Origin of the sequence: Pseudomonas rustica (assembly GCF_049959085.1) — a bacterium.
GTDB classification, from domain to species: Bacteria; Pseudomonadota; Gammaproteobacteria; order Pseudomonadales; family Pseudomonadaceae; genus Aquipseudomonas; species Aquipseudomonas rustica.
This window is the reverse complement of sequence record NZ_CP188200.1, coordinates 2,428,295-2,450,518: the sequence shown is the minus strand read 5'-3', so window position 1 is coordinate 2,450,518 and position 22,224 is coordinate 2,428,295. Positions and strand designations below refer to the sequence as shown.

Sequence of the window (22,224 nt, the reverse complement as noted above, 5' to 3'; positions counted from 1 at the left end):
GTTGCTCCCACAAGAGAGCATCTTAGCGCACCAATAGTATGATAAATTCCGCGCTATCGACCCTTTCACTGGAGGCCCGATCATGGGAACCGTTCGAAAAACCATCACCGTGACTGACCAACAAGATAACTGGATCAAAGCTCAAATCGACGCCGGCCATTACACCAACGACAGCGAATACATTCGCGATCTGATCCGACGTGAACAAGAACGCACTGCTGAACTTGAAACGATTCGTGCAGCGCTTCGCGAAGGTGAGTCCAGCGGCAAACCACGCCCCTTCGATCCAGAGGCGTTCAAACAGAGAATGCTGACTACGCATGGCTGAATATCGCCTGACACCTGCTGCCGAGGGCGACCTCGAGGCGATCTGGAGTTATACCGCGCAACAATGGGGCCTAGATCAGGCAAATCGTTACATCGATATTCTCACCACTGCATTTGCTCAATTGACTGAGCGTCCCAAAACAGCACCCGCCTGCGATGCCATCCGTGTTGGTTATCGGCGCTGCAGCGTAGAACGGCACATGATCTACTTTCGCATTACGGCCTATGGCATTGCGATCATTCGAATCCTGCATGATCGGATGGATGCGCAACGCAAACTTTGAACATCAAAAGATCGCAGGCTTTTGTAGGAGCTGCCGAAGGCTGCGATCTTTTGATTCTGATAATTGGCGGAAGGCAGCCGGAGTCGAACCTGCCCGGGAACGGATGCCGTCCCCAACCGGGTTTGAAGCCCGGCCGCGCCACCGGGCGCGATTGCCTTCCTTGAACTCAGTGCGCGCTGGTGTTGGCCAGTGCGTTGTCGTAGCGGATTTGCCGTGCTTCGCCGCTGCGCCGGGTCAGGCCGAGGCGGTCGAAGTATTCGAGGAACTGAATACAGCGTTTGCGTCCCAAGCCTAGCGCATCGCGGAAGGTTGTCACCTGGATCTGCGGATTTTCCTTGGCCAGTTGCAGGAGGATCGCCGCCATCCTGCGCAGTTGGCTGTCGCTGAGGAACAGGTCGCGCACCACTTGATGCATCAACCCCAGTCGCGCCAGTTTGCGCAACAGCAAACGCACCACGGCGTCATCCTCGCCAAGCATCTTCGCCACGTCGCGCAGCCACGGCGGATCGAAGCCGCCGTTTTCAAACAGCGGTTGCAGTCGCTGCCAGAGGATTTCGTCCTCGGCATTCAGACGCACCTGGTGATCCGGCAGATGCAGCCACGGGCCACTGGCGGTGATCGCGCCGGCGTCGCGCAATTCGTCGAGCAAACTGGCAAACGTCGAACGTTCCAGCGGCAGCGCACTGAAGCGTCTCAGGCGATCACGATCCGGGCCCATCTGATCGGGCTCCAGTTCATGAAACTTCGCCAATTGCTCCAGCAGGGTGAATTTCAGCTGCCCCCAGCGCTGCACGTTGAATAGCACCGGGCCCTGGCGCGTCTCGATCAGGCGCACATTCTCAGGCAAAGACCAGCTTGCGCGCGGACGATTGAATTGGCGTTCCAGCCGTTGCGGGCCGAGGCCGCCGGCGCTGTGATCAAGCAACGCTGACAACACCTGCTCAAAACTCTCGCTGTCAGCCAACGCCTGCAACTGCGCCAAACGCTCAGGACTGCGGCGCTGTCGGGCCGGGGCAAACGGATCAAGCACACTCCCGCCACCAAGAGTGCGCTGAGCGCTGGAATCACGCAGGATCAGCCGATCGCCCTTCACCGCATGCACCGGCGCGTTGATCAGCAGTTGCGCGAACATCCGCTCGCCAGCACTCAGGCGCGACCCTTCAAGCAGCGCCACCCGCGCGATCACGTCCTGCGTGCCGAGATGCACATGCACCGGATGAAAATGCTCGAAAGTCCGTTCGCCCGGCAGTAATTGAAATTCGATATCCACCCGCTGAGTCGGAGCATGCAACCACTCCGGCAGCAGCCATTGCCCGCGATGGATCTGCGCCAATTCCAGGCGTTCGCCGCTCAGATTCAGCGCCACCCGTTGCCCAGCGAAGGCTTGCTCAGCCGCCTGATTCTGCGCGTGCAACCCGCGCACCTTCACCGATTTCCCGGACGGCCCGAGCGTGAGTTTATCGCCCACCGAGACCTCGCCCGACAGCGCCGTACCCGTCACCACAATCCCCGCACCGGCGACGCTGAACGCCCGATCAATGGCCAATCGAAAACCACCCTCACGACTGCGTTCCAGCACTTCACGTTGCGTTTGCAGCAACAGCTCACGCAGTTCATCAACGCCCTGCCCGGTCACGCTCGAGACAATCACAACCGGCGCCTCGGCAAACGGCCCGGCCTCCAGCAGATCGAGCACCTGACGCTGCACTTCTTCCACCCTGCCCGCCTCGACCCGGTCGCACTTGGTGATAGCCACCAGTGCACGCGGTATTCCGAGCAGTTCGACGATCGCCAGATGTTCACGGGTCTGCGGCATCACGCCGTCATCCGCCGCAACCACCAGCAACACCCGATCAATGCCTTGCGCCCCGGCGAGCATGTTGTGGGTGAATTTTTCATGCCCCGGCACATCGATAAACCCGGTCAGGCCCGCGCCCGGTTCGAGTTCGGCATACAGATAACCAAGGTCAATGGTCATCCCGCGTTCGCGTTCCTGCGGACGACGATCACCGGTTTGTCCGGTCAGCGCTTGCAGCAGCGATGTCTTGCCGTGGTCGATATGCCCCGCTGTGCCGACAATCACGGCTCGACCTGCAACTGCGGCAATTGCGCCAGCCACGCCGGTTCATCGTCGAGTTGGCGCAGATCCAGCCACAGCGCATCGTCGTCGATACGGCCGAGCACCGGGATCGGCAACGCGCGCAGTGCCGCTTCAAGATTCAACAAGCAACGCCCGCGCAATCGCTTGGAAACGTGCGGGCGCAGACACAACGCCGCACTCGGCAAACGCGCCACCGGTTGGCTGCCGCTGCCGATCATGCCCAAGGCCTCAACCGCACTGACCTGCCAACCCTCGCCCAGCACTTCAGCCAGCGCCGGTTGCAAGCGCGAGGCCTGCGCAAAGATGTCCGACTGCGGTCGAGTCAGCAGTCGCAGACTCGGCAGACGCTCGGCCAGCCGATCCGGATCGCGATACAAACCCAGCACCGCTTCCAACGCGGCCAAGGTCAACTTGTCGACACGCAACGCGCGTTTCAGCGGGTTCTTTTTGATTTTCGCGATCAGTTCTTTGCGCCCGACGATCAAACCGGCCTGCGGCCCCCCGAGCAATTTGTCGCCGCTGAAGGTGACGATGTCCGCGCCATCGAGCAGCGCCTGACGCACCGTCGGCTCGGCCGGCAAACCCCAGCGCGTCAAATCGAGCAAACTGCCGCTGCCCAGATCCTCCAGCAACGGCAAAGCATGCCGATGCGCCAACTCGGCCAGCTCAGCGGTGGGCACCCGCGCGTTAAACCCTTCGATGGCGTAATTGCTCGCATGCACGCGCATGATCAAGCCGCTGCGTGGGCTGATCGCTGCTTCGTAATCGCGGGCATGGGTGCGATTGGTCGTGCCGACTTCGTGCAGACGCACGCCGGCGCGGGCCATGATGTCGGGGATGCGAAAGGCGCCGCCGATCTCGATCAGCTCACCGCGCGAGATGATGCCTTCCTTGCGCGCGCCCAGACTGTTGAGCGTCAGCAGCACCGCCGCAGCGTTGTTATTGACCACGGTGACGGCTTCGGCGCCGGTCAGTTCGCGGATCAGGCCTTCGATCAGATCATCGCGATCACCGCGTTTGCCGCTGGCCAGATCGAATTCGAGATTGAGCGGATAACGCGCGGCCATTTGCACGGCTTCGATGGCTTCGTCCGGTAACAGCGCGCGGCCCAGATTGGTGTGCAACACGGTGCCAGTGAGGTTGAACACCCGGCGCACGTTACTGCGTTGTTGCTGCGCCAAGCGTTCGCCGACGCGACCGGCGAGCACTTCGGGGCTGATTTCAACCGCCGACAATTGCCCGCTCAACACGGCGGGACGCAGTTCATCAAGCAGTTGGCGCAAGCTTGCCAACAACGATTCACGCCCATGACGCTCGGCCAAAGGAGCGCAAGCCGGGTGACGCAACAAACCATCAATGGAAGGTAACCGCAGGGACATCAGCCACTCCTGGAGACAGATCACTGCGCCAGAGTGTAGACGCTCAGATCATTCGTCTCCCGGTGCCAGCAACAGATTCGGCGCCAGACGCTGATAACCGTCCTGCGCCAGACGCATATCCAGCAGCAAACTGGAGAGATCCGCCGACAGCGCCTCGGCGTCAGCATCGTTTTCCAGATAAACCAGTTTCAGATAACTGTTACAGCCCGGACAAACCTCAGCCCGCAACGGCGCCTGATTCGCCGCGTGGCGATCATCCTCAAGGCTGAAATAATCGAGACCCTTACTTGATTCGCAATACACGCACTTGACCCGCACCACGTGCCATTCGCAGGCACACAGCGAGCAGACCAGATAGCGCAAACCGTTGTGCTTGCCACGATGACGGATCACCCCCGCCATCGCCGGTGAACCACAAGCCGGGCACTGGCTGAGGCTATCGCCAGGTTTCAATTTCAGATCCGGCGCAGTGAGCAACCAATGGCTCCACGCCGTTTGCAGCGCCGCGCCGAGAAACGGCACCAATTGCGCCGGCACCATCGAATACTGCCCGCTGACCAGCGCCACCGCCCACGCGCGCAACTGGCCGGAACTGGCGCCGCGCAAGGTGTCGACCGCCTCGACAACAGCAGGCTGTTCACCCGGCTGATAACGTTGCAACAAAGCCTCGAGATAAGCCTGCCATCCCTCCTCGCGCACCAACGTATCCGCCGCGAACGGCGGCAAACCGTGCTGCTGACACGCCTCAATCCGTTGCTGATCAAACGGCGCGGTCAGTGGCGGATCGTCGAACACCTGCTGCTGAACCCGGCATAAACCGGCGATCAGGCGCAGATACTCGGCCAACGGATGCCCCTCGGCCAACTGCTCGAGGCGATCAGCGCGCAGGGAAAACAGATTGTGCGGCGGCAGGTGCAGAAACGGCGGCGAACTGGCCGCCGCTTCAATTTCCCCAGGTTCAAGAATGGTTGGCAAAAGTCAGCCCTTTTTGGTGATCGGTCGCTCCGGCACGTCCGGTTGACGCTCGTCGCGGGTGATGTCGCGATACCACAGTTCATGGTGTTTCTTCGCCCAGGCGCGGCTGACCCAGCCGTGCATCATCGCGTCCACCGAACCCTTGATCCACAGCCCGGCGTAGATGTGAATGATGATGCTCAGCACCAGCACGAACCCGGCCAGCGCGTGCAGAAGCATCGCCCAGCGGATCACGGTGATGCCGAAAAACGCACTGAAGTACGCGCGCCAGATCACCAGTCCGGTGAACAGCAACCCGAGCATGCACAGCAGTAAAGTCCAGAACAGCAGCTTTTGCCCGGCGTTGTATTTGCCCACCGGCGGTACGCTTTCTTCATCGTTGACCAGCACCCGATCAATGCGGCGCATCCACTTCCAGTCGTTGTCGATAAAGAAGTTCGCGCGCCAGAAACGGAACACCAGACCGAGGAACAGCACGAACATCGCCACACCCATGAACGGATGCAAAATCCGCGTCCATGGCCCGCCGCCAAACAGGTTGCTCAGCCAGAACAGCGACGGATGAAACAACGCCAGCCCGGACAGTCCGGCCATGAAAAACAGGATCGCCACCAGCCAGTGATTGGTGCGCTGGTTGGCGGTGTAACGCAGGATCGTCTTGTTGCTCATGGCCGCTCCTCCCCGCGTGGATCGAAGGTGTGCACCGCCGGGTCGACGACGTGCACCGAAGTGTCGGGCGGTGTTGGATGTTCATCTTCTTCTACGCGGTTCGGGCCGATGCGCACGTAATGGAAGAACCCGGCCAACACCGCCGCGCCCATGGCCAGCAGACCCAGAGGTTTGCTGATGCCTTTCCACAGACCCACCAACGGACTGATTGCCGGATCCTGCGGCAGGTTGGCGTAGATCGTTGGCGTGTCGGCGTGATGCAACACGTACATCACATGCGTGCCGCCAACGCCTGCCGGGTCATACAAACCGGCGTTTTCGAAGCCACGGCTTTTCAGGTCAACGATGCGTTCGGCAGCGTGTTCCTTCATGTCCTCCTTGGTACCGAAAACAATGGCCCCGGTCGGGCAGGTTTTTACGCAGGCCGGTTCCAGCCCGACTGCGACCCGATCCGAACACAAGGTGCACTTGTAAGCCTTGTGATCTTTCTGCGAAATGCGCGGAATGTTGAACGGGCAACCGGTGATGCAATAACCGCAGCCGATGCAGTGATCCTGATCGAAATCGACGATGCCGTTAGCGTGCTTGATGATCGCGCCGGGGCTCGGGCACGCCGCCAGACAACCGGGCTCGGCGCAGTGCATGCAGCCGTCCTTGCGGATCAGCCATTCGAGGTTGCCGGCGTCGGTTTCGTGTTCGGTGAAGCGCATCAACGTCCAGGTTTCCGCGCTCAGATCCTGCGGGTTGTCGTAGGTGCCGTGGTTGTGGCCGACCTCGTCGCGCAGCTCGTTCCACTCCGAGCAGGCGACCTGGCAGGCCTTGCAGCCGATGCACTTGGTGGTGTCGATCAGCTTCGCCACCGCCTCCTGATTCCGCACCGACGGCGGCACCGTCGTGGTGGCCGAGCGGGCAATGATGTCTTGGCTGGCCATTTAAAGATTCTCCATCAGAGCTTCTCCACGTTGACCAGGAATGACTTGGATTCCGGGGTCTGTGTGTTGCCATCGCCGAGGAACGGCACCAGGGTGTTGGTCAGGTAACCGTGACGCGTCAGACCGGTGAAACCCCAGTGCAGCGGGATGCCGATCTGATGCACGACCTGGCCGTTGACCTGCAACGGCCGGATCCTTTTCGTCACCACTGCCACCGCTTCGATAAAGCCGCGTTTGCAACTGACCCGCACGCGATCGCCGGCAGCGATGCCCTTCTCTTTCGCCAACACTTCGCCGATTTCCACGAACTGCTCGGGTTGGGCAATCGCGTTCAACTTGCAGTGCTTGCTCCAAAAGTGGAAATGCTCGGTGAGCCGGTAACTGGTGCCGGCGTAGGGGAAGTCCTTGGCCTCGCCGAGGGTTTCCCAGACCGAATCGAAGATCCGCGCCGCCGGGTTGCTGGTGGCTTTCTTGTTTTGCGGGTGCAGCGGGTTGATGCCGATCGGCGTTTCGAACGGCTCATAGTGCTCGGGGAATGGCCCTTCGTTCATCTTGTCGACGGCGAAGAATCGCGCCACGCCTTCGGGGTTCATGATGAACGGGTTCATCCCGGCTTCTGGTGGCACGTCAGCCTTGTAATCCGGCACGTCGGTGCCGCCCCAGGCTTTGCCGTTCCACCAGACCAGACGTTTTTTCGGATCCCACGGTTTACCGGAAACATCTGCCGAAGCGCGGTTGTAGAGAATCCGCCGATTCGCCGGCCACGCCCACGCCCAGCCCAAATGCTGGTGCATGCCATACGGATCGGCATTGTCGCGTCGGGCCATCTGGTTACCCGCTTCAGTCCAGCTACCGGCGAAAATCCAGCAGCCGGACGCGGTGCTGCCGTCATCCTTGAGCAAGCCGAAACCGGCCAGTTGCGAGCCAGCCTTGACCGCCACGCCTGTGGCATCGGTGAAGTCAGCCACGGCGCTGCCGTTGATTTCCTTGGCCAGTTCTTCCGGCGAAGGCTCGTCGGGGATCTTGTACGGCCACGTCAGTTTCAGCAGCGGATCAGGGAATTTGCCGCCCTCGGCCTGATAGCGCTTGCGCAGGCGCAGGAACAGTTCCGCCATGATGCGAATGTCGGTCTGCGCTTCGCCCGGGCCATCGGCGCCTTTCCAGTGCCATTGCAACCAGCGGCTGCTGTTGACCAGCGAGCCGTCCTCCTCGGCAAAACACGTGGTCGGCAGGCGAATGACTTCGGTCTGGATCTCCGCGCTTTTCACATCGTTGTACGGCCCGACGTTGTGCCAGAACTCCGAGGTCTCGGTGGCCAGCGGATCCATCACCACTAACCATTTCAGTTTCGCCAATGCGCCCATCACGCGGTTTTTGTCCGGCAGCGCGGCGATCGGGTTGAAGCCTTGGCAGAAGTAGCCGTTGACCTTGCCCTGGCTCATCAGGTCGAACATTTTCAAGACGTCGTAGTTGGGGATGTCGAGTTTCGGCAAATGGTCGTAGCACCAATTGTTTTCGGCAGTGGCGTTGGCGCCGTACCACGACTTCATCAGGCTGACGTGGAATTTGCTGTAGTTCTGCCAGTAGGACAATTGCCCCGGTCTGAGCGGAACCTGCGTGCGCTTGTGGATGAACTGACCGTAGTCCTGCTCGCTGTCGCTGGCCAATGTCAGGTAACCCGGCAGCGCATTGGAGAGCAAGCCAAGGTCGGTCAGGCCCTGAATGTTCGAGTGCCCGCGCAAGGCGTTGACGCCGCCGCCGGGCATGCCGACGTTGCCCAGCAGCAGTTGCACCATCGCCGCGCTGCGGATGATCTGCGCGCCGATCGAGTGCTGCGTCCAGCCAAGGGCGTAGAGAATCGTCATGGTCTTGCCCGGAATCGAGCAGGTGGCGATTTCGTCCCAGATTTTCTGCATGGCGTCGACCGGCATGCCACAGATCTGGCTGGCGAGGTCGATGTTGTAGCGGCTGTAATGCACCTTCATCAATTGATAGACGCAGCGCGGGTGCTGCAGCGTCGGATCGACTTTGGCAAAGCCATCGTCGCCCATCTCGTAGCCCCAACCGGACTTGTCGGTGTAGCTGCGCTTGGCGACGTCGTAGCCGCTGAAGATACCGTCTTCGAAGCCATAGCCTTCTTTGACGATGAACGAGACGTCGGTGTAATTGCGCACGTACTCGTGCTGGATTTTGTCCTCGGTCAGCAGGTAATTGATCAGCCCGCCCATGAAGGCGATGTCGGTGCCGGTGCGGATCGGCGCGTAATAGTCGGCCACCGAAGCGGTGCGGGTAAAACGCGGATCAACCACAATCAGCCGCGCAGCATTGTGCGCTTTGGCCTCGGTCACCCATTTGAAGCCGCACGGATGCGCTTCTGCTGCGTTGCCACCCATCACCAGGATCAGATTCGCGTTGGCGATATCAGTCCAGGTATTGGTCATGGCACCACGGCCGTACGTCGGGGCAAGACTTGCCACCGTCGGGCCGTGTCAGACACGCGCCTGGTTATCGAACCCCAGCATGCCGAGACTGCGAATCACCTTCTGGGTGATGTAACCGGCTTCGTTGGACGCCGCCGACGCCGCGAGAAAACCGGTGCTCAGCCAGCGATTCACCGTTTGCCCAGTGGCATTTTGTTCGATGAAGTTGGCGTCACGGTCGGTCTTCATCAGGTCGACGATGCGATCAAGCGCTTCGTCCCAACTGATCCGCGTCCATTCACTGCTGCCCGGTTTGCGCGTTTGCGGGTAGAGCAAACGGCCGGGGCTGTGAATGAAGTCGAGGAGGCCTGCGCCTTTCGGGCAGAGGGTGCCGCGGTTGACCGGGTGGTCGGCGTCGCCCTCGATGTGAATGATGTTTTGCGCAACGTTCTTCGCAGCATCGCCCTGGCTGTACATGATCAAACCGCAGCCGACCGAGCAATACGGGCAGGTGTTGCGGGTTTCATGGGTGTGGGCAAGCTTGAAGTGGCGCACCTGCTCGGCGAAGGCCAGCGTCGGGGTCATGCCCAACGCGCCCAGGCTCGAGCCTGCAAGGCCGATACCGGCGACCTTGAAGAACTGACGACGGCTGAGATCCATCGTGCACTCCTGATCAGGTGGAACCCGGTACTTGTGCCGGGTTTTATCTGGACAAACACGGTTGCGGCAAACGTCTGCCGACCTTTTCACTGTAGACAAAGACCACACGTTCTGTGTGAAAACCGACCGTCGGAGGCTGCAGAGCCTTTGTAGGAGCTGCCGAAGGCTGCGATCTTTTGACTTTGCTTGTAAAAAACAAGATCAAAAGATCGCAGCCTTCGGCAGCTCCTACAGGGGTTGAGGGTTTATCATGGCGCCCATGAACAACCCGCCTTCACGAGACCGCGCATGACTTTCGATTTTGATCAGCTATTCGACCGCCACAACACCGGCAGCACCAAGTGGAGCCGCTACCCGGCGGACGTGTTGCCGATGTGGGTTGCTGACATGGATTTCGCCGCGCCGCCGGTAGTCATCGAGGCGCTGCAACAGCGCTTGTTGCACCCGCTGGTGGGTTACAGCGTTGCTCAGGACAGCCTGCGCGAAGCCATCGTCGCCGACCTCTGGGCCAAGTTCGCCTGGAAGGTCAAACCGCAAGAGCTGATCTTCCTGCCGGGCGTTGAATCCGGTTTCAACATGGCGTTGAAAGCGCTGGTGCAGCCGCAGCAGAACGTTGTGGTGCAAGTGCCGAACTACCCGCCGCTGCGCCATGCGCCGGGGCATTGGGGGTTGAACAAGGTCGAGCTGGAATTCAATGCGCAGGCGGACGGCACCTACTTGACGCCGCTGGACGTATTGCGTGATTCGCTAAACGGTGGTGGCGCTCTATTGCTGAGCAACCCGCACAACCCACTGGGCAAAGTATTCGGTCGCGAAGAACTGCAAGCCGTTGCCGACATTTGCGTGGCGCAGGACGCGTGGATCGTCTCCGATGAGATTCACGCCGAACTGTGCTTCGACGGCCGCGTACACATTCCGACCGCCTCGCTGAGCCCGGAAATTGCCCGGCGCACCATCACCCTGATGTCGGCGAGCAAGGCTTACAACATCGCCGGCCTGAAGACCTCGTTCATGATCATTCAAGACGCCGCCCTGCGCGAACGCGTCAACCACGCCCGCTGCGGCATGGTCGACAGCGTCAATCCGCTGGGCATGGAAGCGACTCGCGTGGCGTATAGCGAAGGCGCGCCGTGGCTGGCCGAGCTGAAAACCTATCTACAAGCCAACCGTGATTATCTGGTAGATGCGGTGCGCAGCCGTTTGCCGGGCGTGACGATTAATGTGCCGCAAGGGACTTATCTGGCGTGGCTGGATTGCTCGGCGCTGGATCTGGCCAACCCGCAGCAGTTCTTCCTTGAGCAAGGCAAGGTTGGCCTCAGCGCCGGTCTGGACTTTGGCGATCAGCACCAACAGTTCGTACGCCTGAACTTCGGCTGCCCACGCTCGATGCTGGAAGAAGGCATTGCGCGGATGAAGCGTGCTTTGGCTAACCGCTGACACCATTCCCGTGTAGGAGCTGCCGCAGGCTGCGATCTTTTGATCTTGATCTTAAAAAACCAGATCAAAAGATCGCAGCCTGCGGCAGCTCCTACAGGGGGGGGTATGGAAATCCGATCGAACTCACGGCAAACACCCCGGGTCAACCACCCATACCTGCCATGAGACCTCGGAGACCCGCGATGACCGACTATCCAAAACCTCCCTTTGCCAAACAAGCCCAAGCCGTCCCCGGTTCGCAAAGCAAAATGCAGCCCTACCCCGATTGTGGCGAGCAAAGCTACGTCGGCTCTGGACGCCTGGCCGGCAAAATTGCCCTGATCACTGGCGCCGACAGCGGCATCGGTCGCGCCGTGGCGATTGCCTTTGCCCGTGAAGGCGCAGACGTTGCGGTCGCTTATCTGAACGAACACGAAGACGCCAAGGAAACCGCACGCTGGGTCGAACAGGCCGGGCGCCATTGCCTCTTGCTGCCGGGCGATCTCGCGCAGAAATCCCACTGCCAGGCCTTGGTCGATAAAACCGTCGAACGCTTCGGCCGCATCGATGTGTTGGTCAACAACGCTGCGTTTCAGATGACCCACGAAACCTTCGAGGAAATCCCCGATGAAGAATGGGTGATGACCTTTGACGTGAATATCACGGCGATTTTCCGCCTGTGCCAAGCGGCGCTCAAACACATGCGCGCCGGCTCGTCGATCATCAATACCAGCTCGATCAACTCGGACATGCCCAAACCCAGCCTGCTCGCCTATGCCACCACCAAAGGCGCGATTGCCAATTTCACCGGCGGTCTGGCGCAGATGCTTGGGCCGCAGGAAATTCGCGTGAACTGCGTGGCGCCGGGGCCGATCTGGACGCCGCTGATTGTCTCGACCATGCCCGACGACGAAGTGCAGAACTTTGGTGCGCAAACCCCGCTTGGCCGCCCAGGTCAACCGGTGGAAGTGGCGCCTATTTATGTGCTGCTGGCCTCGGATGAAGCCAGTTACATCACCGGTCAGCGCTACGGCGTCACCGGCGGCAAACCGATGCTCTGAAACCCTGTGGCCTTGCGTCACTGTAGGAGCTGCCGCAGGCTGCGATCTTTTGCTTGTGTTTTTCAAGATCAAAAGATCGCAGCCTGCGGCAGCTCCTACAGTGATATGGCAGCTACCCAAAAAATGCGGTGCGATTGCCGTCATATGGAACATTCGGAGGCGGCACAACATGAGTTTTATCGTGTGGGTCGCGGTGCTCGGCGCCGTGTTGTTGACCCTGGCACTGACCTCGTCGTACCTGCGCTGGATGCCGGTCACGACGTCAGCGGTTTGCCTGCTGCTGGGCATCGCCATCGGCCCCAGTGGCTTGGGCCTGCTGAAACTGCCTCTGGAAGAAACCTCGCTGTGGATGGAGCACCTGACGGAAGTTGCGGTGCTCTTTTCGCTGTTTGTCTGCGGGTTGAAATTGCGATTGCCTTTGCGTGACAAGCGTTGGCGAATCGCTTTTGGACTGGCCGGGCCGGTGATGGTGGTGACCATCATCGGGGTTTGTCTGCTGTTGCATTGGGCGTTGCAATTGCCGTGGGGGCCGTCGCTGCTGATTGGCGCGATCCTGGCGCCGACCGACCCGGTGCTGGCGGCACTGGTGCAAGTCAACGATGCGCGGGACGTCGACAGCGTGCGCTACGGCCTGTCCGGTGAGGCGGGTTTGAATGACGGGATCGCGTTCCCGTTTGTGATTCTCGGACTGCTGTTGATCCATGGCGAAGGCACCTCCGCCGAGTGGCAGGGTTGGGTCTTGCGCAATGTGCTGTGGGCCGTGCCCGCGGGACTCTTGACCGGTTATTGGATGGGGCGCGGTATCGGACGCGTCACGTTGTCGCTGCGCATCCGTAATGACGACAGCACCTTGAGCCCCAACGATTACCTCGCGCTAGCGCTGATCGCCCTCGCCTACGTGGTGGCGGAAGCCATCGGCGGCTACGGCTTTCTGTCGGTGTTCGCAGCGGGCCTGGGCCTGCGCCAGATCGAAGTGAAATCCACCGGTGCCGGGCAGCCGCCCGCCGAGCATCTGGTGCAACCGGTGGTGGGCCACCAGAACATCGAGCCGCAGTACGCGGTGCATGGCGATACCGAGCGGCTGGAAAGCAGCCAGGTGGCTGCCGGCATCATGATGGGTGACATGCTTTCGTTTGGCGGTCTGGTCGAACGGGCCATGGAAGTGTTTTTGGTGACTCTGCTCGGCGTCGTGTTGATCGCCCATTGGGACTGGCGGGCATTACTGGTCGGTGCCGTGCTGTTTTGTGTGATCCGTCCGGCCTGTGTGGCTTTGATGCCCTGGGGATCGTTGCTTGAAGGCAGGCAACGATTGTTGATCGGCTGGTTTGGCATCCGCGGGATCGGCAGTCTGTTTTATCTGTTTTATGCGCTGAACCATGGGCTGACGGATTCGGTGGCGACGCTGTGCACGGATCTCACGCTGTCAGTGGTTGCGCTGAGCATTCTGCTACACGGCATCAGCACGCAACCGATCCTGGCGCGCTACGAACAGCGAAAAAAACAAAAAAGCTGATTTTTCCTTACAGGTTTCCATGAAAACCCATCGAATATTCTTTTTAAAAAAAATGGATCCCTGCCCGATTTTCGACAGTCACAAGCATAACCCCCCGCCGGATGAGTCCGACGGGGCCCGGCAGGTTCGGTTCCCCTGCGGCTTGAGGGCCTGAGAAAAGGAACCCCGAAGAATAAGGTTACGGTCATGAAAGAATGCTCGACTCCTGCGCAAATCAAGGCTTGCAGAGCACTGGCTCTGGAACGCAATCGTCAACTCTTCGAAAACGCCCACGCGCTCAATCGAGCGGCGAATGCGTTGCTGGAAGTGGAAAATCTGGATTTCGAACAGTTTGAGCACTATCGGGCCTTGCGCAAGAAAGCCGATTTTATGTTTGAAGACGCGATTGATCATCTGTGCGTGCTGAACGAGGACTTCCCGCCGATTCCGATGTCTTCGCAGAATTCGGCGGGGTTGCGTCGGGAGCTTGAGACGGTGGCTTGAGGCTCTAGGTCAAAAGCCCCTCACCCTAGCCCTCTCCCGGAGGGAGAGGGGACTGACCGCAGTGTTTGTTCGAGATACGCCGACCTGAAATATCCGGTCGAACTCAGGTTTGAACACAGCAAAAGATCTGCTCCCTTCCCCCTCTACCCCTTGGGGGAGAGGGCTGGGGTGAGGGGGATCGATTTAGAGCACACCGCAGATTGATTGCGAAATATGAAAAGCCCGGCCATTTCAGTCGGGCTTTTTGCTATGCATCATCCCCCAGGGTTAGTCACCTGGATAAACACCGCATAACTCCCCAACACTATCCAGAACACCGCAAAAATCCACGGCGTACGCACCGAAAACAGCAGCGACTTTCGGTACCCCTTGTGAGTCGACTCCATCTCACTGAACAGCGGCGACTCGTCATACGCCAAGCCCATCACCGGTTCACTGTGCAGCAAATGACTCTGCTTGAAGTGCCAGTGATCAATAATGTCGTACGCCGCCCGAATCCCTGGCCAGGCGTTGAGCGAGCTAAGCAGCCCGAGCAATGCCAGAAACGGTGGCACCACCAAGGTGAACAACTTGCCCCACTCCGGGTTGAGATTGGCCATGCACGAAGCAAAAGCGATCACCAGAAACGATTGCGCCGCCAGATAAGCGTCAGTACGGTTGGCCAGAATGCTGGTTTCGTATTGTATTTCCCGACGGTAAAAATCCAGCCGCTCCTTGGGCGAGCCAAACATTTTTGCGTCGTGTTCGGTCAGGGTTTCTTCAGCAGTTGGATGAGTCAGTATGCGAGACAAGGACGCACGCTCCGGAGTGGAAAACAGTTAGAAGAACTCCACAGCGGACAAGTTCAGGCGGATCTCCCGACGGGTCATTTCATTGATTGGGCAATGACCTCCAGCAGATTGAGTTGCGTGAACGGTTTCGGCAAACGCGGCAGTTGTGCCGCAAAACCCTCCAGACGCTCGGCGTAACCGGTGGCGAGGATGATCGGCAGATCCGGTTTCAACAACCTTACGGCGTGTGCCAGTTGCGCGCCGCTCATGTGTGGCATGGCCATGTCGGTGATCATCAGATCGATCACTTCACCCTGATCGAACAGGCTCAACGCCTGAGCACCTGAGGTGACGCTCAGCACCCGGTGGCCAAGGTCTTCGAGCAGCAACACCGTGCTGGTCAGTACCAGACTGTCGTCGTCCACCACCAATACGCTCAAGCGTGGCACTGAACTGACGGGTTCAATGACCGGCAACGGACTGGCAATGTCCGCATGGGTCGCCACTGGCAACCAGAGTTCAGCCGTGGTGCCCTGCCCCGGTTCGCTTTTGAGAACGAACCGCCCACCCAGTTGCTCAATAAAGCCATGCACCATCGACAAGCCCAGCCCCGTGCCCTTGCCCAAGCCTTTGGTGGTGAAGAACGGATCCTTGGCCGATGCCAGGGTGTTGGCATCCATGCCGGCGCCCGTGTCGGTGAGGCTCAGGCACACGTAGTGACCGGCCGCCAGCGCATGCTGAGCTTGTTCCAGCACCACTTCGTGTTCAGCTTTGATAATGACGCTACCGCCGTCGGGCATGGCATCACGGGCATTGGTCGCCAGATTGAGGATCGCCAGCTCCAGCTGATTGGTGTCAGCCAATACGCGATCAAGTTCGAGGGGGAAACGTGTCTCGATTTTGATGTTCGGCCCCAAGGAACTGCGCAGCAGCCCGGTGATGCCTTGCACCAGTTGCGGAATATCGACCGCCTCGGTCTTGAGTTCCTGACGACGAGCGAACGCCAGCATGCGCTGGGTCAGCGACACGCCGCGCAGTGCGCCCTGGGTGGCGTTTTCCAGCAACCGGGTGAGTTTCGGATCATCGCCAATGCGCTTCTGGACAATCTCGAGGTTGCCGAGAATCACCGTCAGCAGGTTGTTGAAGTCATGAGCGATGCCGCCACTGAGTTGGCCGATAGCCTGCATCTTCTGCGCCTGGAACAAGGCTTCGCGGGTTTTTTCCAGATCTTGTTGGGCTTTATGGGCTTCGGTGACATCACGGGTGATCTTGGCAAAGCCGAGCAGCGTGCCGGTTTCACCGCGAATGGCATCGACCACCACGTGCGCGAGAAACCGCGTGCCGTCCTTGCGTACCCGCCAGCTACGGTTTTCGAAGCGACCTTCATGGGTGGCAATCGCCAACGCCCGTTGTGGTTCGCCGGCCGCACGGTCTTCTGGCGTATAAAAAACCGAAAAATGCTGACCGATGATTTCTTCAGGCAGATAGCCTTTGATCCGCTGTGCACCCTGGTTCCAGTTGCTGACCCGACCTTCGGGGCTGAGCATGTAGATTGCGTAATCGGTCACGCCCTGCACCAGCATGCGGAACTGCTGTTCGCTGCGTCTGAGGGTTTCCTCGGCCATCTTGCGGTCGGTCAGGTCGCGGGTGATTTTGGCGAACCCCAGCAGCTGGCCATTGGGGTCGATGATCGGATCGATCACCACGTGCGACCAGAAATTGGTGCCATCCTTGCGTACCCGCCAACCTTCGCCCTCAAAGCGCCCTTCACGAATCGCCGTGTCGAGCGCCCGCTGCGGCAACCCGGCGGCGCGGTCGTCGGCGGTATAGAAGCGGGAAAAGTGCTCACCGAGAATCTCGGCTTCTTCGTAGCCCTTGAAACGTTTGGCGCCGGAGTTCCAGCTGGTGATGATGCCGTCCGGGTCGATCATGTAGATCGCGTAGTCGACCACTGCATCGATCAAAAGCCTGAAACGCATTTCTTCGATCGCAGCGGTCTTGGTGTTTTTGATCATCAGGTACGACTCAAGCACATTTGGTATTGGAGGAGTATGCGTCAAACCGGCGGTTTGGGAAGCGCATGTCGGTTAAACCACGCAAGGATTTGGTCATTCAACGCTGCACGTACTTGAGAATGCGTGAATAGAGCGCGTCGTACACATAGTCAGGGATCTGCTCGGCGTATTGTCGGGTCTGCAGCAGCATCCGGTGGCACGCCTTTATAAATTCGTCGCGTTCCATATTGCCACTGATTGAAGCACTGCTGATGCGTTGGTACTCCGCATAGCTATAGGGCTCATTCGGCGTGGTCACGTTCAGTACGCCCTGCTCGTCTCTGCTGTAAAGGCTGCGTGCACGCAACACGCGATCTTGCAGAGCCCCCATTCCACGTTCGTATAAAAGGATTTGCGAGCCATCCGACAGCTTTGCCGCTGCCTCAAGTGCAAACACTACTGCATGCGCCGTTGCCAGACTGGCTTTGAGTTCCGAGGGCCGGACAAATCGTTCGACTTCCTGCGTTTCCAGGCTTTTGAAGGCCCGTTTGAAGCCGGACAGAAATGCAAAAGGCTGATTGCACGCGACGATGTGCACCTCCAGTTGATATCCCGCGTTGACGGCGATGGCAGGCAGCGCTGCAAAGTCGATCGAGTCGAAGGCGCATTCCATGATGATGTTGAGTTTCTCAGTGAAGGCTTTTTCGAAGATCTTGCCGCACAGCTCGCGAATGAACGTTTCGCTGTGCTCATAGGCGTGCAGTACGCCGTGCTTGAGCATTTCTTGATACTGCGGGTGTTTGCTGCGGTATTCCGGCAAATACAGGCGCACGTGGTTTTTGTAGTTGCCGGATGGCAACAAGGTTTTTTCCAGCAGCCAGGTCTTGCCCGAGCTTTGTACGCCGGCGGTGATCAATAGTTTTGGTCGGGTGTCAGGCGTGATTCCGGCGAACAACGTTGCGGTGATATCGCTGAGAGCGGCACTGAGTTGTTCCGGGGTGTAGCGGTAGATGGCGTTAACGGTCATGGGTCGATGTCCTTATCGATAATGGGCTGAACCGCTTGAGCGGTCTTATCAATAAAGTCTGCTTTTGCGAAACCATCAAACACGGCTTCAATACGGGATATGTCACTGCTTTTAAAAGGAAAAATTTCCTACAGCGCTATCAGAAACGGCCTCCAAAACAATCAGCCAGGCGAATGCTGTAGTGCCCACCATTTCGGCAGTAGCTGCTTGATCCGGCTCTCGGCAAAACGGTCGTCGATCAACATCACCATACCGCGATCCTGGCGAGTGCGGATCACCCGGCCTGCCGCCTGCACCACCTTCTGCACCCCCGGGAACAGATAGGTGTAGTCATAACCGGCGCCGAAAATCGCTGCCATGCGCAGTTTCAATTGTTCGTTGACCGGGTTGAGCTGCGCCAGCCCCAGCGTCGCAATGAACGCACCGATCAACCGCGCGCCCGGCAGGTCGATGCCCTCGCCAAATGCTCCCCCCAACACCGCAAAACCAACGCCTTGGCTGTCAGCGGTGAACTGATCAAGAAACGCCTGCCGCTGCCCTTCGGCCATGCCCCGCGATTGCTGCCACAGGGTGATCTGCGGGTGCCGTTCGGCGAGTAACGTTGCCACCTGTTGCAGATAATCGAAGCTGCTGAAAAATGCCAGATAGTTGCCCGGGCGCTCGCTGAACTGCCGCGCGATCAGTTCGACGATGGGTTCCAGCGAAGCCTGCCGGTGATTGAAACGGGTCGAGATGCGACTGATGATCTGCACCTGCAATTGCTCGGCGCTGAACGGTGATTCAACGTCGATCCACACCGTATCGGCCGGCGTGCCGAGCAGGTCGGCGTAATAACGCCGTGGGCTGAGGGTCGCGGAGAACAACACGCTGCTGCGCGCAGACTTCAGGCGCGGGCCAATGAACGCAGCAGGCACCACGTTACGCAAACACAGCTGTGACAGCGGCCGTTTGCGGTCGAGGTCGCGCTTGCTGATGTCGAACAGGTAATGCTCGTCGTACAGTTCGGCCACCCGGCCAAACTGCAGTAAATCGAAATAGAAGTTCTGCAACGCGCTGTCGAGCCCTTGCGGGTGATCGTTGAGGTAATCACCGATCGCCGCGCAACACAGAGAGATCGCTTGCAGCAATTTTTCCGGAGCTTTGTCGTAGGCCTGATACGCCGCCAGTTGCGGCGCATGCAGCGCGTTCCATTCACGGTTGACCCTTTGCAGCGATTTTTTCAGCGCTTCGGGGGCGGTTTTGCGCACGCTGCCCAAGACGAATTGATCGAGGCTGGCGCTGTACATCTGCCGGCCACGCTCGACCAGGTTGTGCGCCTCATCGGCCAATACCGCGACTTTCCATTGATTGAGCTGGGCGAGACCGAACAGCAGCGCGCTGAAGTCGAAGTAATAGTTGTAGTCGGCGACGACCACGTCCACCCAGCGGGCCATTTCCTGGCTCAAGTAATACGGGCATACCGAATGTTGCGCGGCGACTTCACGCATGGCGGCTTGATCAAGCAGATTGATGCGGCTGGCGGCCTCGCGGGCGGCGGGCAGACGATCATAAAAGCCTTGCGCCAACGGGCAGGATTCGCCGTGACAGGCTTTGTCCGGGTGTTCGCAAGCTTTGTCCCGGGCGACCATTTCCAGCACACGTAACGGCAACGTCGGCGATTGATCGAACAACACCTGACTGGCGTCCAGCGCGAGTTTGCGCCCGGGGGTTTTAGCTGTCAGGAAGAACACTTTGTCCAGTTGCTGCGGCGCCAGCGCCTTGAGCATCGGGAACAATGTACCGAGGGTTTTGCCAATGCCGGTGGGTGCTTGGGCCATCAGGCAACGCCCGGTGCTGACTGCCTTGAACACCGATTCGGCCAGATGCCGTTGACCTGGACGAAAATCCGCATGGGGAAAGCGCAACTGCTGCGCCGCCAGATTGCGCGCCTCGCGGTGCGCCATTTCCTGCTCAGCCCAGTACAGAAACAAGCGGCATTGCTGCTCAAAGAACTCGCGCAAGGTGTCGACGCTGAACGCCTCAACAAGACAGGTTTCCTTTTCGCTGACGATGTCGAAATACACCAGCGCCAGATTGATCTCCTGCAAATCCAGTTTGCGGCACATCAACCAGCCGTAGATTTTCGCCTGCGCCCAGTGCAACTGGCGGTGGTTGGCCGGTTGTTTACTCAGGTCGCCACGATAGGTTTTGACTTCTTCCAAGCAGTTCTGCGCCGGGTCGTAGCCGTCCGCCCTGCCCTTGACCTTCAACTGCAGGAATTCGCCTTCCAGCGCCACTTCACTTTGGTAATTGTCGCTGCGTCGCGAGGCTACGGTGCGGTGGCCGGCGATGCCTTCCAGCGCGGTGGGTGACGGCGTGAAGCGCAAGTCGAGGTCGCCGGTCTTGGCGGTGAACTCGCACAGTGCCCGCACGGCAATGCTGTAGCTCAAGCGCTCTGCTCCGCCCATTGCACGTAACACACGGCAACCGGCATCTGGTGCTGGTGGCAGAACTCCAGCCAGCGCAACTGGTTGTCCTGCAAGCGGTCGCCGGGGCCTTTGACTTCAATCATTCGATAGGTTTTGTGCTGCGGCCAGAACTGGATCAGGTCGGGCATGCCGGCGCGATTGGCCTTGATGTCGAGCAGCAAACGATTGAACCAGTGTTTGAGGTGCTCCGCGGGCAAGCAGGCCAGCGCCTGTTCCAGCAAGTCCTCGTTCAGCGCGCCCCAGGACACGAACGGCGACTGCACGCCCCATTTATCCACGAACCGTTGACGAATGGTGTCGGCATAACGGCCATCATCGAGCTCGGCGAAGCAGGCCTGGAACAGTTCGGTGCGACGTTGCTGGAAATCTTCATTGAGCAGATCGACCGGGCCGCGCTGGAACGGGTGAAAAAACGCCCCGGGCAACGGCGCGAAAATCGCCGGCCAGCAGAGCAAGCCGAACAGCGAGTTGATCAGACTGTTCTCGACGTAATGCACCGGGCCCTCGTCGTCGTGCAGATGCGCCTGCACGTAAAACTCCACCGACAATGCCGGATCGTTGCGTGGCAGGTGCAAATCCAGACGTTCCACGGGTTTTGCCGTTGCGCGCTTGAGCGGCGGGCCGCCGAGTTTGCGTCGCAACCTCGGCATGATGCGTTGCAGGCCTTGTTGCTCGGCGGCACTCTCCGGGGCTTGTTCGGCCAACATTGCCAACTCCAGCGCCAGCGCGTATTCGGCGCGGCGCTCCAGCACGCGGATCATCCGCAGCCGCGCACCGGGATAGGCGCAGTCACGGTAGATACTCAGGGCTAGGGCAAACTCGGTGATGCGCTCGCAATACTGGCCAATCTGAAACAGCACTTTGCCGCGCCGCCGTTGCAACCACGGGTTGTCGAAGTGCAGCGCGCTGACCTGTTCAAAGATAGTTTCCAGCGGTTCACCAGCTTCGAAACGCAACTGGCAATTGTGCAGGAACAGGCAGGCGTCGACGTCCGCGCGGCTGCGCAGGCCTCGGGAATCAGCGCAGAATTCGACTTTTTCGTAAGTAAAGATGCCGAGATCAGCCAGGACGAATTCCGACCAATCCTGATAAAGGTTGCCGAAGAACATCAGGCGCAGGCGATCGCACAGATCCATGATGGTCAGGCTGAACAGGCGATCATTCAGAGACGGCGCCCAGTCGCGCAGGGTTCGCGGCGTATCGAACTGTTCTGCCAGCAAAGGCAGCCATTCATCCTTGCGGCCCTTGGGTCGATCAATAAAGTCACCGAAAGCCTGCAGGATTTCAGCCTTGAGCAACACATCAAAGAGCTCTGCGATCGCCAACGGTGCCTGCTCGTCGAGCCAGCCGCGCGCCAATAACGGCTGTGCGGCTGTAGCGATGTCGCCGATTTCGGCGTAAGTCAGTTTTCCCGCGCGAAAATGAATGCCCTTGCGCATCACCATCCGCACCAGCAGACCCTGCGACGCTCGCGGCAGCGCATTGAAGTCGCGGATAAAGGCGTGCTCCGCTTCGCTCATCACATCGGCGTAGCGAAGCTCAAGCCAATCAAGCACTTGCCGGAAGTTGTTGAGGTAATAAAACGGATCGTCGAGGGGATTGGCAGTCACGGGAATTCAGGGCCATGGCGAGCGAGTACTGGTTATGCGTACAGATACCAGCTCAGCCCTACCCCGTGCAAACGGAAAAAGATCAATGGCATTTTTTATCGGTGAACATCGAACTTTTCACGGTGCCATGACACC

17 protein-coding genes and 1 tRNA gene are annotated in these 22,224 nt (G+C 59.4%); 6 read left to right on the top strand and 12 right to left on the bottom strand.

Annotated features, from left to right (window positions below):
• Positions 1-82: 82 nt before the first annotated feature.
• Both ACP3TY_RS11275 and ACP3TY_RS11270 read left to right on the top strand, forming a co-directional pair.
• Complete coding sequence (locus tag ACP3TY_RS11275; RefSeq protein WP_053120009.1) at positions 83-328, top strand: type II toxin-antitoxin system ParD family antitoxin; 246 nt, start codon at positions 83-85, stop codon at positions 326-328.
• The gene (locus ACP3TY_RS11270) at positions 321-611 is read left to right on the top strand and encodes a type II toxin-antitoxin system RelE/ParE family toxin (protein ID WP_053120007.1); all 291 of its coding nucleotides are present in this window, start codon (positions 321-323) and stop codon (positions 609-611) included. The genes ACP3TY_RS11275 and ACP3TY_RS11270 overlap by 8 nt, the downstream gene beginning before the upstream one ends.
• Positions 612-675: 64 nt before the next feature.
• On the opposite strand, the gene ACP3TY_RS11265 is transcribed toward ACP3TY_RS11270, so the two are convergent.
• The 7 genes from ACP3TY_RS11265 to fdnG form a co-directional block, all read right to left on the bottom strand.
• Positions 676-771, bottom strand: a tRNA-Sec gene (locus tag ACP3TY_RS11265).
• Between the two features lie 6 nt (positions 772-777).
• Positions 778-2,694, bottom strand: coding sequence for a selenocysteine-specific translation elongation factor (selB, locus tag ACP3TY_RS11260; RefSeq protein WP_426620461.1), 1,917 nt, complete (start codon positions 2,692-2,694; stop codon positions 778-780).
• Positions 2,691-4,094 (bottom strand): L-seryl-tRNA(Sec) selenium transferase, encoded by a 1,404-nt coding sequence (gene selA, locus ACP3TY_RS11255; RefSeq protein ID WP_426620460.1) that lies wholly within the window; start codon positions 4,092-4,094, stop codon positions 2,691-2,693. Before selA ends, selB begins: the two co-directional genes overlap by 4 nt.
• Positions 4,095-4,139: 45 nt before the next feature.
• On the bottom strand, positions 4,140-5,066 hold the full coding sequence (fdhE, locus tag ACP3TY_RS11250) for a formate dehydrogenase accessory protein FdhE (protein WP_426619983.1): 927 nt from the start codon (positions 5,064-5,066) through the stop codon (positions 4,140-4,142).
• A 3-nt stretch (positions 5,067-5,069) separates the two neighbouring features.
• A complete protein-coding gene (locus ACP3TY_RS11245) occupies positions 5,070-5,735 on the bottom strand; it encodes a formate dehydrogenase subunit gamma (RefSeq protein ID WP_053120000.1) in 666 nt (221 codons plus the stop codon).
• On the bottom strand, positions 5,732-6,667 hold the full coding sequence (fdxH, locus tag ACP3TY_RS11240) for a formate dehydrogenase subunit beta (protein ID WP_034154153.1): 936 nt from the start codon (positions 6,665-6,667) through the stop codon (positions 5,732-5,734). Before fdxH ends, ACP3TY_RS11245 begins: the two co-directional genes overlap by 4 nt.
• Before the next feature lie 14 nt (positions 6,668-6,681).
• A complete protein-coding gene (gene fdnG, locus ACP3TY_RS11235; protein ID WP_426619982.1) occupies positions 6,682-9,747 on the bottom strand; it encodes a formate dehydrogenase-N subunit alpha in 3,066 nt (1,021 codons plus the stop codon).
• Positions 9,748-10,035: 288 nt separating this feature from the next.
• Here fdnG and ACP3TY_RS11230 point away from each other — a divergent pair, with 288 nt between their 5' ends.
• The 4 genes from ACP3TY_RS11230 (at position 10,036) to ACP3TY_RS11215 (ending at position 14,220) form a co-directional block, all read left to right on the top strand.
• Complete coding sequence (locus ACP3TY_RS11230; protein ID WP_426619981.1) at positions 10,036-11,184, top strand: MalY/PatB family protein; 1,149 nt, start codon at positions 10,036-10,038, stop codon at positions 11,182-11,184.
• A gap of 182 nt (positions 11,185-11,366) precedes the next feature.
• On the top strand, positions 11,367-12,224 hold the full coding sequence (locus ACP3TY_RS11225; RefSeq protein ID WP_426619980.1) for a glucose 1-dehydrogenase: 858 nt from the start codon (positions 11,367-11,369) through the stop codon (positions 12,222-12,224).
• 169 nt (positions 12,225-12,393) lie between these two features.
• Positions 12,394-13,737, top strand: coding sequence for a cation:proton antiporter (locus ACP3TY_RS11220; RefSeq protein WP_400651461.1), 1,344 nt, complete (start codon positions 12,394-12,396; stop codon positions 13,735-13,737).
• A gap of 186 nt (positions 13,738-13,923) precedes the next feature.
• Positions 13,924-14,220, top strand: a complete 297-nt coding sequence (locus tag ACP3TY_RS11215) for a hypothetical protein (RefSeq protein ID WP_159811295.1) — start codon at positions 13,924-13,926, stop codon at positions 14,218-14,220.
• A 254-nt stretch (positions 14,221-14,474) separates the two neighbouring features.
• Here the strand turns inward: ACP3TY_RS11215 and ACP3TY_RS11210 are convergent, their stop codons facing one another.
• From ACP3TY_RS11210 to ACP3TY_RS11190, 5 genes are all read right to left on the bottom strand, one after another.
• Positions 14,475-15,011 (bottom strand): hypothetical protein, encoded by a 537-nt coding sequence (locus tag ACP3TY_RS11210; RefSeq protein WP_053119988.1) that lies wholly within the window; start codon positions 15,009-15,011, stop codon positions 14,475-14,477.
• Positions 15,012-15,085: 74 nt separating this feature from the next.
• The gene (locus ACP3TY_RS11205) at positions 15,086-17,005 is read right to left on the bottom strand and encodes a PAS domain S-box protein (RefSeq protein WP_426619979.1); all 1,920 of its coding nucleotides are present in this window, start codon (positions 17,003-17,005) and stop codon (positions 15,086-15,088) included.
• Between the two features lie 97 nt (positions 17,006-17,102).
• On the bottom strand, positions 17,103-18,011 hold the full coding sequence (locus ACP3TY_RS11200; protein WP_159811297.1) for a zeta toxin family protein: 909 nt from the start codon (positions 18,009-18,011) through the stop codon (positions 17,103-17,105).
• Between the two features lie 161 nt (positions 18,012-18,172).
• A complete protein-coding gene (locus ACP3TY_RS11195; protein WP_426619978.1) occupies positions 18,173-20,440 on the bottom strand; it encodes a helicase C-terminal domain-containing protein in 2,268 nt (755 codons plus the stop codon).
• Positions 20,437-22,089 (bottom strand): VRR-NUC domain-containing protein, encoded by a 1,653-nt coding sequence (locus ACP3TY_RS11190; RefSeq protein WP_426619977.1) that lies wholly within the window; start codon positions 22,087-22,089, stop codon positions 20,437-20,439. The genes ACP3TY_RS11195 and ACP3TY_RS11190 overlap by 4 nt, the downstream gene beginning before the upstream one ends.
• Positions 22,090-22,224: the final 135 nt, after the last annotated feature.

Coding starts and splice junctions, on each gene's coding strand:
- ACP3TY_RS11215 (WP_159811295.1), top strand. CDS start 13,924: ATGAAAGAATGCTCGACTCCTGCGCAAATCAAGGCTTGCAGAGCACTG.
- ACP3TY_RS11200 (WP_159811297.1), bottom strand. CDS start 18,011: ATGACCGTTAACGCCATCTACCGCTACACCCCGGAACAACTCAGTGCC.
- ACP3TY_RS11270 (WP_053120007.1), top strand. CDS start 321: ATGGCTGAATATCGCCTGACACCTGCTGCCGAGGGCGACCTCGAGGCG.
- ACP3TY_RS11220 (WP_400651461.1), top strand. CDS start 12,394: ATGAGTTTTATCGTGTGGGTCGCGGTGCTCGGCGCCGTGTTGTTGACC.
- ACP3TY_RS11225 (WP_426619980.1), top strand. CDS start 11,367: ATGACCGACTATCCAAAACCTCCCTTTGCCAAACAAGCCCAAGCCGTC.
- ACP3TY_RS11245 (WP_053120000.1), bottom strand. CDS start 5,735: ATGAGCAACAAGACGATCCTGCGTTACACCGCCAACCAGCGCACCAAT.
- ACP3TY_RS11275 (WP_053120009.1), top strand. CDS start 83: ATGGGAACCGTTCGAAAAACCATCACCGTGACTGACCAACAAGATAAC.
- fdxH (WP_034154153.1), bottom strand. CDS start 6,667: ATGGCCAGCCAAGACATCATTGCCCGCTCGGCCACCACGACGGTGCCG.
- ACP3TY_RS11205 (WP_426619979.1), bottom strand. CDS start 17,005: ATGATCAAAAACACCAAGACCGCTGCGATCGAAGAAATGCGTTTCAGG.
- ACP3TY_RS11230 (WP_426619981.1), top strand. CDS start 10,036: ATGACTTTCGATTTTGATCAGCTATTCGACCGCCACAACACCGGCAGC.